This window comes from Amphritea opalescens (assembly GCF_003957515.1).
In the GTDB taxonomy this organism is placed as follows: Bacteria; Pseudomonadota; Gammaproteobacteria; order Pseudomonadales; family Balneatricaceae; genus Amphritea; species Amphritea opalescens.
In genome coordinates, this window is the sequence record NZ_RQXW01000017.1 from 1 (window position 1) to 12,611 (window position 12,611).

At 49.8% G+C, this 12,611-nt stretch carries 10 protein-coding genes; 3 read left to right on the top strand and 7 right to left on the bottom strand.

The window, feature by feature from the left end; genetic code table 11:
- Positions 1-174 precede the first annotated feature (174 nt).
- Positions 175-411 (bottom strand): hypothetical protein, encoded by a 237-nt coding sequence (locus EH243_RS15320; RefSeq protein WP_126159543.1) that lies wholly within the window; start codon positions 409-411, stop codon positions 175-177.
- Positions 412-515: 104 nt separating this feature from the next.
- Positions 516-977: a flavodoxin family protein gene (locus EH243_RS15325; RefSeq protein ID WP_126159613.1), complete on the bottom strand. Its 462-nt coding sequence runs from the start codon at positions 975-977 to the stop codon at positions 516-518.
- An 86-nt stretch (positions 978-1,063) separates the two neighbouring features.
- Between EH243_RS15325 and EH243_RS15330 the strand changes: the two genes are divergently transcribed.
- On the top strand, positions 1,064-1,918 hold the full coding sequence (locus EH243_RS15330) for an ATP adenylyltransferase family protein (protein WP_126159544.1): 855 nt from the start codon (positions 1,064-1,066) through the stop codon (positions 1,916-1,918).
- Between the two features lie 98 nt (positions 1,919-2,016).
- Here the strand turns inward: EH243_RS15330 and EH243_RS15335 are convergent, their stop codons facing one another.
- Together EH243_RS15335 and lhpI are read right to left on the bottom strand one after the other, a co-directional pair.
- The gene (locus tag EH243_RS15335) at positions 2,017-3,294 is read right to left on the bottom strand and encodes an NAD(P)/FAD-dependent oxidoreductase (RefSeq protein WP_126159545.1); all 1,278 of its coding nucleotides are present in this window, start codon (positions 3,292-3,294) and stop codon (positions 2,017-2,019) included.
- Between the two features lie 99 nt (positions 3,295-3,393).
- Positions 3,394-4,356 (bottom strand): bifunctional Delta(1)-pyrroline-2-carboxylate/Delta(1)-piperideine-2-carboxylate reductase, encoded by a 963-nt coding sequence (gene lhpI, locus EH243_RS15340; RefSeq protein WP_126159546.1) that lies wholly within the window; start codon positions 4,354-4,356, stop codon positions 3,394-3,396.
- 443 nt (positions 4,357-4,799) lie between these two features.
- On the opposite strand from lhpI, the gene EH243_RS15345 reads away from it, so the two are divergent.
- On the top strand, positions 4,800-6,392 hold the full coding sequence (locus EH243_RS15345; RefSeq protein WP_126159547.1) for an HD domain-containing phosphohydrolase: 1,593 nt from the start codon (positions 4,800-4,802) through the stop codon (positions 6,390-6,392).
- Between the two features lie 27 nt (positions 6,393-6,419).
- Here EH243_RS15345 and EH243_RS15350 read toward each other — a convergent pair whose 3' ends face one another.
- Complete coding sequence (locus EH243_RS15350; RefSeq protein ID WP_126159548.1) at positions 6,420-8,615, bottom strand: CHASE2 domain-containing protein; 2,196 nt, start codon at positions 8,613-8,615, stop codon at positions 6,420-6,422.
- Positions 8,616-8,845: 230 nt separating this feature from the next.
- Between EH243_RS15350 and EH243_RS15355 the strand changes: the two genes are divergently transcribed.
- Positions 8,846-9,607: a 3',5'-cyclic-nucleotide phosphodiesterase gene (locus EH243_RS15355; RefSeq protein ID WP_126159549.1), complete on the top strand. Its 762-nt coding sequence runs from the start codon at positions 8,846-8,848 to the stop codon at positions 9,605-9,607.
- A gap of 60 nt (positions 9,608-9,667) precedes the next feature.
- Here EH243_RS15355 and EH243_RS15360 read toward each other — a convergent pair whose 3' ends face one another.
- Positions 9,668-11,287, bottom strand: coding sequence for a FecR family protein (locus EH243_RS15360; protein WP_126159550.1), 1,620 nt, complete (start codon positions 11,285-11,287; stop codon positions 9,668-9,670).
- Positions 11,288-11,295: 8 nt separating this feature from the next.
- Positions 11,296-12,588, bottom strand: coding sequence for a porin family protein (locus EH243_RS15365; protein ID WP_241235104.1), 1,293 nt, complete (start codon positions 12,586-12,588; stop codon positions 11,296-11,298).
- Positions 12,589-12,611: the final 23 nt, after the last annotated feature.

Consider the following 12,611-nt stretch of genomic DNA (forward strand, 5'->3'; position numbering starts at 1 on the left):
GGCCTGAGAGGTCTTGAGGCGACTTAAAACGGCCTCAAACTATTGCCCCAGTATTTTGTTAATAAAACAGTCATGGCGCTAGAAAAGCAAAACCCCAGCAAAAATACTGGGGTTTATCAGTAACCTGAAACCGCTCAACGGAGCGGTTTTTTAATAACAGAGGGTAAGCAGATATTAAGCGTGAACTTTTGCTTCAAGGTAACGGGCATGATCCGCCGCAACACGGCAACCATAAACACCCACTTCACCTTTCCACCGCATCCAGGTTATAAAACCGCTTACGGCTGCAAACATCGAGCTGATCGTAGACGTCGTCTCGTTACCATACTCATCGTAATAGCCCATCGCTTGTAACTCACTCGCGATACGACGATCATCACACTCTACTCCGGTAAACACCGATTGTTTCATTGCGGGTCTCCTAACGGATCAATATTTAGACATAAGTATAATACATGTTTTGTGCAGTGCACAATTAAATTGTACGTTAAACAAACAAAAAACTGAGTGTTTGCTCAATAAATTCCCATTTCAATACCCGCTGCCATCGTCATTCCTAACGTTTCACATTGCTGCAAAAAAGCCTCATCCCAGTCGCCTCGACACACTAACGGCGGCTGGATCCAGTGCCAACGCAAGCCGGTACAAATCGTTTCAACCCCTCGGCAGGTTCCCGTACCATCATGGCCCGCCCGCACATAGAGCGCGCAAGGCAACCCCTGTTTCAGCTCCAATACAGGATAATAACAACGATCGAAAAAATCTTTTAAAGCACCGCTCATATACCCCAAGTTTTCGGTGGTTCCTAAAATAATGGCATCACAGCCTAAGATATCTTCTGGCGTAGCCTGCAAAGGCTCAACCCAACGACACTGCACCGCATCAATATCTGGATGATTGGCCCCGCGCAATACCGCTTCGGCCATACGTTGGGTATTCTCTGAAGGCGCGTGCGCCACCAGCAGCAACTGTTTTATTGACATAGGTTTAACACCCTCCTGTGACTATACATCCGTTATCGAGCAACGTAATCTTGAGTGCTCTGTCTATATGGAGCTAAAGAATGGCTAACCTCTGGCAACAACTACAGTTAACCCGTCAGAGCGCGCTTGCCACCGGCGCGCTACAGCCGATTCATACCGAGATCGAAACGGTCTATGAAACCATCGACAATGCTACCCTTACCTATCAGCTTCGCTGCCTAAACAGTCTAGAACAGAAAGATAGTGAACGGCGTCTCAAGCAGGCCGGCAGCCACAAGGTAGATCCGTTTCAGCCCTACGACCCTGACCTTTTTGTCGCTGATATCGGCCAACATCATATTGGCCTGTTAAATAAGTTTAATGTGATCGATAACCACCTACTCATCGTCACCCGTGAGTTCGAGCCACAAACAGACCTATTAACCATCGCCGATCTTAACGCAGCACTGATCGGCCTTAAAGCGATCAACGGCTTGGTCTTTTTTAACGGCGGAGCCAACGCGGGCGCAAGCCAACCGCACAAACACCTGCAACTCGTGCCTCTCAGCCCCCAAGCCCTGCCACTCGCTACCCCCTTGAGCTGTTTTTTAGCTCAGCCACAACCTAACCCAGCTCTCCCCTTTAGACAGGTGGGAATGCGCCTGCCAAACAACCTTATCGACGACACAATTATCGGTGCGCAGTGGTTACACAACGCCTACCTAACACTATTAGATAAACTGAAAATTGATCAGCAGCATCAAGTGGCGAAGGCCTACAATCTACTACTGTGTCGAGAATGGCTAATGTTAGTGCCCCGCCAGAGGGAATCCTTCGCGGGGATCTCTTTTAACGCTCTCGCCTTTAGTGGCACGCTACTGGTCAAAAATAGCGATCAGGCTCAAGCGCTAAAAGCCGCCGGCATTTCTCAGGCGTTGCGCAGCGTCACCGAATAGTCGGCCAAACAGCTCGCCCGATCGACCTCAACCGATCGGCGCTATTCATCTCGATCACCGATAACCGCAAGCCAAAGAGGTTTTAGCTCACCCGGTCATCAGAATCGATCGACACCAAAGGGGCTGGTATCGATGCTGGTTGCCTGCTTCTGTATCAACTGAAGCATCAGTTCGGCCGTGATCGCCGCCTGTGTCACCCCTAGGTGCTGGTTGCCAAAGGCAAAACATAAACGGCCATAGTCGGGATGTTGATCAATCACCGGCAAAGAGTCGGGCAGTGTTGGTCGATGGCCCATCCACTCGCTTCCCTCTCGCTCTGACGTATTCAACTCAGGCAGCAGTTGTTGGCTATGGTGACGCAACACCTCAAAGCGGCGTTGACAAGGCGGTAGCGTTAACCCACCCAGTTCGGTCATACCGACAACACGCAAACCACTGGCCAGTGGCCCCATGACAAACTTACGCTCGGCCGAACCAATATGATGACGCAACAATGTGGTCGCTGTCGGAAACGTCACATGATAGCCCCGTTCAGCTTCCAGAGGCAGATCGAGACCGACGCTGTTTAATAGCTTGCGGCTCCACACACCGGCACAGAGAATCGTATGATCATATTGATAGGTGTCTTTTTCCGTCCTCACGCCCACCTCATTCATGGATGGTATTAAGTCGGTGACCGCTTGCTGAATAAACTGCCCTCCCCGTTCAGTAAAGGCGGTAAATAACCGTTGGCAGAGTTCGTGTGGCTCCTTCACCCGATAGGCATCTGGAAAATACAGAGCATGACTCACCCCACGAGAAAGAGCCGGTTCGAGTTCAATCAGCCGCTCGCCCTGCACCAACTCAGTCTGGATTCCGTTGTCAGCTAACCAAGCCTGATGACGCTGCACCGCGGCGAGCCCCTTAGCGGACTCCCACACCAACAGATAGCCGGACTTTATGATCTGCTCACGGGCATCGATATCATCAAGACTGCGCTGCCAAGCCTCGATCGAGGCGCTATTTAACTGCAGTAATGCCTTGCGACTGCGCTCTAGTGATTGAGGCAGCGCCGCTAGCACAAACCGAAACAGCCAAGGGGCGATACGATGCATATACCTCACTGGCAGCGCTAAAGGCCCTTTCGGATTAAGCCATAAGGAGAGTGCTGAGCGCAGTGTCGCAGGATTGGACAGTGGTTCAATCAACTCGGTAGCCAAGTAACCCGCATTACCAAAGGATGCCCCCAGTCCCGGCTCATCCCGATCAAACAGGGTGACGTTAAAACCTTGTCGCTGTGCTTCAAGCGCACAACTCAAACCGATAACCCCAGCGCCAATCACCGCGATGGAATCCCCATTCGGCTTAACGGACTGATTCCCTATGGATGAAACCATTGCACACCTCTTAAACAATAGAAAAGACGATGATAGCCAGCGCGCTATCCCGTCATGACAGGACCTAACGAATAGCCTTAAACCAGTACTAACAGCCTGTTATTGGTCAGTCGCCGTTTGCTGATAAGCAAGAATCGCTGCCGCTAGGTCTTCCCGCGAATCTCCTACGGATTTAAACAGAGTGATCGCATTTTGTGGGTCCTCTAGCTCAGCTCTGCCCCGATGATGACCTCGGCACAGCTCAGTAAACTCAGCCTGAATAACGGCATCGGTGATAGCGCCTTCCTTAATAGGAATAATCAGATCACCGGTTTCACTCAGGGCTCCAGCACGCACATCGACAAAAACCTGACAGCGTTGCAGTGCAATATTATTCGTTTCACGCATCGTTGGGGTAAAGCTGCCCACCAAATCCAAATGTGCACCCGGCTTTAACCACTCTCCGAGTACCAACGGCTCCGTCGACATAGTGGCACAGCTGATAATATCCGCCTCCCGCGCCATGGATTCCAACTCATCTAAGGGGCACAGTTTTGCCGCTATGCCCTCGGCGACAAGCTCATTTACTAAGGTTAATGCGGCGGCTTCATTACGATTCCAAACACTCACCGTACGAATCGGCCGAACACTCCTATGCGCCGATATCAAATAGCGAGCCATTCGCCCCGCCCCAACCATCAGTAGATCTGAGGCATCTTCTCGAGAGAGGTAACCTGAAGCCATCGCCGATGCTCCCGCCGTGCGCAGGGCGGTTAACTCATTAGCCTCTAACTGCGCCAACGGCTGACCGGTTTTGCCCGAGGACAACATATAGTTGCTATTGAGCCCCGGCAATCCCCGCTGATTATTACCCGGAAACACATTCACCAATTTCACCCCCAGGTATTCACCCTCTAGCCAAGCGGGCATCAATAACAGGGTCGCCTGCGGATCATTCGGCACATTAATACTATGGTGATGACGCACCGGTGCGCAGACCTCTTTGGTAAAGATCTCATTCAGTGCGGCAATCAAGCGATCCCAAGGTAGTGCTTTACGGATATCGGCGGCATTCAATTGCATATCGGCTTCTCATATAACGGGTTTTTGCGTTATGTTAGCCTGAAATACACTAAAATACTTAGCCTAAACTGCTAAGTTATTGACTCACACTTGGTTTCTCAGTGTATGACGCCGAATAACCCCTCTATGAAACCACAGTCTTCTCGCCGTAATCTGTGCGCCTCGCCCGATTTTTATGACCACAGAGTGATATAACTCAAACCCTGAACGACGCCACCTTTCTTATGCAGTTGGAGTGGTTTAAGCGCCTCATTCACTCCCGTCTATAGCGCCAACCTTATCTCATCCTTGCCAACGATAAATAACCTGCAACTACGAGTTGGCCTTTGATTTTCAATAGACTCTCATCCACAGATTGATGACATTTACCGGAGTTAATCTTGACTCTTGCTGCAACCAACGTCACATTGAAGGTAATTAATAGACGAGCGCCGGCTATCACCATGCTTCACCTGGACACTAACGAAATTCTCAAACAGCTTGCAGACCTAACCAGTGCGCTGTCTACTGAAAAAGATCACGTACAGTTACTGGACCGGATTATTCTCGGCTGCATGTTTTTGACCAATGCCGACGGCGGAACTTTATATACCGTTGATGAAGAAAACGAAAACCAACTGCACTTTACGATCCTGCATAACCGTTCCTTGGGAATACATAGCAAGCCTCGCGATATGCCCACCGTTGAGATCTACAATGCTCAACAACAGGCATCTAAGCTGGTGGTCGCACAAACCTTTGTGCAGCAGACAACCATCAATATTGCCGACGTCTACCGGTCGGATAAATATGATTTTTCCGGCACCCGAAAATTCGACAAACAGCTCAACTATCGTTCAAAGTCATTTCTCTGTGTGCCATTGGTCGATCACGAAGGTGAAATTATCGGCGTCTTACAGCTGATCAACGCCATGGATGCTGATAATCAGGTGATGACCTTTCCCCAAGAGCAGCAACACCTAGTGGAATCATTGGCGTCTCTTGCGGCAACGGTATTAACAAAACGTCGACTCATTGACGCCCAGCGGGAGCTGTTTGAATCCTTCATTAAATTGATGGGCCGAGCCATTGACCATAAGTCACCGGTGACCGGCAAACACTGTGAACAGGTACCTGAAATCGCCATGTTACTGGCGGAAGCGGTTAACGACAGCGATAAAAGCCGTTATTCCGCAGTGCAGTTTAATGAGCAAGAGATGTATGAACTCAGGATTGCCGCTTGGTTACACGATTGCGGCAAGATCACCTCGCCCGAATACATTATCGACAAGGCCACTAAGTTACATACGATGTTTGATCGTATCGAACTACTCGAATCCCGCTTTCGAGAATATAAGCTGCAACTACAGCTCAACCATTTAAGGACAATGCCGACCCTCTCCGCCGCTGAGGCAGAGGTCGCAGAGCAGCAGTTACAACAACACTGTCAGACACTCGATGACGATATCGCCTTTTTGCGGCAAAGTAACACCGGTTCCGAGTTTATGATTGACGAAGATGTGGCCCGAATACAGCAGATCGCGAAGATCTCTTGGACCGATGATCACGGCCATACACGCTTAATGCTGACCGAAGACGAAACCGAAAACCTCTGTATCCGCAAAGGCACCTTGTTACAAAGTGAAATTCAGGTGATGCGTGACCATATCAAGGTCACCATCGATATGTTGGAGTCCCTACCTTACCCAAAGCACCTCGCCCAAGTCCCTGAGATTGCTTGCAATCATCATGAACACTTAGATGGCACTGGCTATCCTAGAGGGTTAAAGGCAGAGCAACTCTCTGTTCGCGCTCGAATTATGTGTATCGCAGATATATTTGAAGCACTCACCTCACCAGACAGACCCTACAAAAAAGGGATGCTACTCTCACAAGCGATGAACATTATCGGCAGAATGGTAGAGGATAATCACCTCGACGCCGATCTGTTTAGCGTTTTCGTGGAAAGCGGTGCTTACATCAAATATGCTCAGCGCCATATGTCGCCACGACAGATTGATACCGTTGATATAACCACCCTGCCGGGGCTTGTCTAGCCTGCTTTAGAAAGCGAAGACGCGTTGTTACTTTTCTTGATGACTAAACACCGCATCCCAGTTTTCCTTTGGTGGATCACGCTCTAATGCGTTAAGCCGCTCTAAATAAAGCGGTGCAACACTATCTTCAGCATTGTCTGCTAACCAGTGTAAAAATAATCGCCGAGCCTCTTCCCATTGCCCTTGTTGGTAACAACGCACCGCTCGGTTAAATATCTCAATCTGAGCCACTAAAGAGGCGTCCGCTGAAGCTCGCTCGGCCAGCGGCTGAAACAGCTCCACCGGTTCAGTACGGCCCTTAACCCTCACGCGATCGATATAGCGATAGAGATAATCAGGCGAACCTGTGGCTAGGTCACCACTGACTAACAGTGGGCAACCGTAATACTTCGTCAGAGATTCCAACCGCGATGCCAGATTCACCGCGTCGCCCATCACCGTATAGGCCATGCGAAACTCTGACCCCATGTTGCCAACACTGACCGTGCCACAATGTAACCCGATACCAATATTGACCCTGGGCAACCCCGCCGCCAACAACTGCTGATTAACCCTTGGCAGCTGCAATAACATCTGCCACGCCGTATTTAAGCCATGCTTAGCATGCTCCTCATCCGGTAACGGCGCCCCCCAGAAAGCCATCACCGCATCGCCGATATATTTATCAACAGTGCCCCGCTGCTGATGAATAATACGGGTCATCTCAGTGAGATAGATATTCATCATACGGCTCAACTGCTGGGGTGACAGTTGCTCTGATATCTGCGTGAAGTCTCTGATATCCGAGAAAAAGATGGTCATCTCACGGGTTTCACCACTGAGGTGAACCGCGTTCTGTTGACGACCTAACTCCTGTACGATTTCAGGCGGAATATAATAGCCAAACTGCCCCGCCAACCGCTTCATATTTCGCGTTTCAAAGAAGTAACCGGTCGTCTGCTGAAACAGATAGAGTATGAATATAAGAAACAGGGTATACCCCAATGGAATCACCCAAAGCAGACTCTGCCAAGCATAGAGATTAAAACCCACCAAGGTAGCAACCCAAACCAGCGTCATTAACGTGGAAAACATCACCGAACTACGGGGAATCAGCAGTGATAGCAGCAGCCCACTCAGCAGTATCTGGATGATCTCGACCCCAAGGGTATAGTCCGGCTCGCTGCTAATCCGATCATCCAGTAGTCCCGATAGAATATTGGCATGCACCTCAACCCCCGGATAACGGCTACTAACGGGCGTTACTCGTAAGTCGAGTAACCCGGCAGCACTGGTGCCGATCAGTATAATCGCGCCGCTAAGCTGCTCTGGATCGGCTAACCCGTTGATCACATCGGTTGCAGAGATATAGGGAAAACTCCCTTGACCACCACGGTAAGGTACCAAGAGCCCACTCGAAGGATTCACCGGAATCTGCTGCCCCGCGGCATTAATAGCCACCAGCGTCTGCTGTTCACCGCTAATATCTGACTCAAATTCAGGCATCACCTGATGCTCATCAAACAGAGCCAACCACATTGCTAACGCCAGCGATGGATAATACTCACCTTGATAGCGCTGTAACATCGGCACCCAACGGTAAACCCCATCACTATCCACCATGGGATTATCAAAAAAACCACCGTAGACATCCTGACGTTGTAGCGTATCAATACTGGCGATCACCCCTTTGGCCTCGGGTATTGGCTGTTTATCCAGCAGGACATCTGAGCCCATCACCGACACGCCTGGGTTGCCTACCCGCAACTCACGGTCACTTCGATCAAAGGCATAACCTAACACCACGGGGCGATCATCAATCGCCTCAGCAAGACGCTGATCAGGATCAAGCTGTTGCCGTAAGCTCGCTAGACTCGGTATTGTTTTGGCATCCTGTAACAAGCGGCTCAACTGCTGCAGATCGATACTACTATCGGCTTCGGAAAACACCATATCAAAGCCGACAATCGCCACATCGTAGCGATCGAACAACTGATCCAGTAGTTGTGCCAGCTTAGCCCTATTCCACGGCCACCGCCCTTGCTCAAGCAGACTTTTCTCATCCACATCGACGATAACGATACGCGGATCTTGATCACCTTTGGCGAAGTGTCTTAAACGCAAATCATAAAGATCATATTCAAACTTTTGCAGCAGCGCCGGACGGCTATCCTGAATCACGGGATACAACATCAACAGGGTCAACATAATGCCGAGCAATGTCCGGATTCTACGTTGTTTCATAAGTTATTCCGTTTGAGGATAATAAACCAAGACCAACCATTAACGGCCCTCTTAGCCAGAGATCGATAAGACATCCATCATAGCCTGCCAACACCTTAGGTCGTAACAATTCGTTCTTTTTATTAGCTTAATAGGGCCAACGACTATAAGGATGCTGCCCCCTTGTGCTATAAACATATGATTGACGCTATTTAAATCGAACATAGACGTCAGGGTAATCGGAGATCTAAGTGAAAATTGAAATTTTGGGTTGTAGTGGCGGTATCGGTCAAGGACTGAAAACCACCACCTTTTTGATCGACGAGACCCTGTTATTAGACGCTGGAACGGGCTTAGAACTGTTGACCATGGAGCGACTACTCAATATTCGCGATGTGGTGATTACCCACGGCCATCTCGATCATATTATCGGCTTACCCCTGATGTTAGCGACCATCTTTGATCAACACCGCGCGCCTATCGATGTCTATGCGTTACCCGAAGTCATTACCGCACTTAAAGAGCATATTTTTAACTGGACCATCTGGCCTGATTACACCACCCTGCCAGAAGACAATCCGATTATCAGACTCCACCCAGTCGATGTTGGCGATATCATGAACATCCAAGATAAAGCGATTGAAGTCATACCCGCCACGCATCCGACCCCCACTGCGGGCTATTTAATTAAAGATGCCAGTCACAGCTTTCTGTTTACCGGCGACAGCGGCCTCAATGAGCCACTCTCGGCACTGTTAAACCAACATCAACCGGAGCTCTTAATTATCGATGTATCCTTCATCGATGAGTCCACGGCCTTAGCTCAGTTGAGCGGCCATCTCACTCCGTCGCTGTTAGCCCTGCAACTGAAATCACTTGAGTACAATCCCCGCATCGCCATTACTCACCTTAAGCCGGGCGTTGAAGATCACATCATGCAACAGTGTCATCGTTTACTACCACAGCAGCAGGTAGACCGTTTACTACAGGGCGAAGTCATCACCCTGCGTTAATTAAGCCCAGCAACCCACAGCCCTAAGGCTTATCACGACTAAATGGTTTAAACGGGTTGTTTAGTGAGCCGCTGCGGGTACCGGCCCAGCATCTTCCAATAAAGCAGTACCCACCAGGGTAATATTCTGATCGGCAGCGCTTGTGCCCGAAGCGCCATAACTAGTCACTGCTCCTTCCGCCTGAGCACCCACAAGATCAAAGGTTAGCTGTCCACTCATATTGGTATCGATACCATCCTCGGTACACTGACCACCGCTACAGCTACCCGCTAAGGTCAACTGACCGCCTTGAAGCACCGCGTCTAAATCTGTCTTTACACCGGCCTCTTCCGTCAGGTTATAGATACGTATCCCCGCGCCATCATTGATTTCGGCATTAATATTCACCTGCTCAATCTGCTGAGCATCCCAATCAACCATCACATAGGTGCCGGAAGCGTAGCGTCCCGCCAGCGCATGACCCGAATCGATCGCCACCAACGTACCGCTAGCCCCCGTATCAATCTGAGGAGCGGTTAAGCTGGTTGATTCACTCGTGTGGGTATACAGATAGGAACCACTGCGCGCAGAGACTAGTGCAGCCAGTTCGCTAGGGGTGGTTAAGCTATCGCTGTAGATAAAGTGAAATCCACCCTTTAAGGCCTGCTCGGTGTTATTTTCGACTAAACTAAACTCTGAATTCCAACGTCCCCAAGTAACCTTTGCCCCACCCAATTCGATCGTATCCTCGCCGGAGATTGATGCAGCGCCGCCACGCGCAGTAAACTCACAGGGAGCACAGGCGTGGTTGGTAATATTAGGCTGCGGCGCTTTATGCGTAATACCGGTCAGAAAACGATCCTCTGTTTCGCCACCACTCGCATCATCAAGTTGCTCTAGGGTTATTGAGGAAGTACCGTCTGCCACGACAGAGCCATTACCCGCGATAAAACCACCAGTATCACTATCTTGAGTAAACGCAACCGCCACTAGCGAACCATTGGGGGCCTTATTCGCATCACTGACACCATTAGAATCAGATCGATCGATCTGATTCTCAGTCTCTGGATTTGCCGCAGGAATCACCGGACGATCACCGCCTTTTTTACGCAATAGATAATCACCGGTACGCCCGTTAGCCGAGCTTTTCTTAATCGAACCATTTTCCTTAATGGTGACACCCTCACCGGCACTCACGAGCACCTGTGTAACCTTGGTCTTCACCTCAATAGCGCCTTCAATGGTTTCACAGTAAACGCCTTCTGGCGTATATTGCACGCCATAATGGGTACCGCGAATACCGATAGTCGCTACAGTGGTCTCAAGACGGTAATTATCCTGATTAGCTTTGCCAATCTGACCAGAAATAGTGCGCATCCCACCTTTTAGCAGCTTTAAAATAGCTTTGCCCTCTTCCGGTTGCTGCTTGTCAAACTGATAGGTCGCGATCTGGAATTCAGAATCGGGCTTCAATGCGAGCCGAGAGTGGTCGCTAAAGCGTAACTGCAACCGCCCTGTCTTGCCGGTAACCAACAAGTCATCGGCATAGATATCCGCATGACGCTTCAACAGCCGCTCACTGCCATCCGCCCCCTTAGCGATATTCTCACCAACACTCAAAATCACGCTGCCAACAACCTCAGCGGCACTGGCCAATCCCGTACAGAGAAGCAATACAACGGTAAAAAATAGAGATCTCATAGCCTACCTCACTTGAAGCTATAGCGTAGACCCAGCACTGTCTGCTGACGGTCATACTCATATAGCTCAATATTCGAATTAGCATGGCTTACACTATAGCCGGCCAAAACGGTCCAGTTATTTTCAACGGCCCACTCAAGGTTAAGATTGAAGATGGTGTAGTCATCTTGGCGTCGCACTCGATACAACCAGTCATCACCCTTATAACGGCTCGACTGAAAGGTTAAGGCCGGTGTTAATGTCAGCTTATCCGAAAGACTCAACTGCACTCCAAGATTCGCCCCCCAAAAGAAGCGATCCACTTGTGCATCCGCTAATATGCCAGCGGTATCCGGTGTTTCCTGGCCAACAAAGGCCCCAGCAAACCAGAGAGGCTTCCAGCGGTGATTGCCTGACAGCAGATAGTTGCCTCCCAGATAAGACTGGGTACTATCCTTCCAGCTAGAATCAACATAATCCAGCGAACTAATCCCGCCGTATAAACGCCATTGGGACTGTTTATCCAGTTGGTGGGTCCAGCTACCATTGATACCCAGCAGATCACGATAACCTTCACCATCACGACTAAAATGCTGTAAATCTGCGCCTAATCGGTAGCGGTTGTTCTGTTGTGTCCAACTATGCCCTCCCGATAGCGATAACGTGCTGAAATCCTGTTCAGATTCATTATCGTAGTAACGGAAGTTCCCCTTTAAACTGACATCCAACTGACGATCGGCGGCATATTGATGTTCAATGGTGCTGCCCATCTGTACCCGGTTAAACGGGTCGCCTTGCCCTAGGGCATCACTGCTAAGCGAAACGATCGTTGTCTGAGATTCGGGCCCGGAATTAATATTGCTATCGTAGCCCCGCCAGACTTCGATAAAACTACGCACCCGCGTGATGGGAAAACTTTGCTGGTTGATACGATCGAGGTAGGTCGCAATGCGAACACGGGTATTATCCGGCGGATTCAGTAACAGCACCGCCTCAAAGAGCTGCTGGGCTTTATCGAACTGCTCTAAAAGATAATAACCACGGGCCAGCTCCAACGATACTAGCGGGTTCTCAGGGGCGAAGAATGCTACACGCTCCAGCGCAAACACTCCTTCGCTAACATGGCCGCTGTCGATCGCGGCGACACCATATTGAAGATCAAAGGTGGGGTCGCCTTCTAAATCATCGATATAGTTTAAGGCAAGATCATAAGCTTCACTAAAACGCCCGGCATCCAATAAGGCTTTAACCTCTTCTGCCCCATGATCAGAAGCAGGATTCTCTGAGGCAAAGCTATGGCTGCAGGACAGAATTGTTAACAACGCAATTCCTGTCAGTTTAATCA

Coding starts and splice junctions, on each gene's coding strand:
- EH243_RS15320 (WP_126159543.1), bottom strand. CDS start 411: ATGAAACAATCGGTGTTTACCGGAGTAGAGTGTGATGATCGTCGTATC.
- EH243_RS15330 (WP_126159544.1), top strand. CDS start 1,064: ATGGCTAACCTCTGGCAACAACTACAGTTAACCCGTCAGAGCGCGCTT.
- EH243_RS15335 (WP_126159545.1), bottom strand. CDS start 3,294: ATGGTTTCATCCATAGGGAATCAGTCCGTTAAGCCGAATGGGGATTCC.
- lhpI (WP_126159546.1), bottom strand. CDS start 4,356: ATGCAATTGAATGCCGCCGATATCCGTAAAGCACTACCTTGGGATCGC.
- EH243_RS15345 (WP_126159547.1), top strand. CDS start 4,800: ATGCTTCACCTGGACACTAACGAAATTCTCAAACAGCTTGCAGACCTA.
- EH243_RS15350 (WP_126159548.1), bottom strand. CDS start 8,615: ATGAAACAACGTAGAATCCGGACATTGCTCGGCATTATGTTGACCCTG.
- EH243_RS15360 (WP_126159550.1), bottom strand. CDS start 11,287: ATGAGATCTCTATTTTTTACCGTTGTATTGCTTCTCTGTACGGGATTG.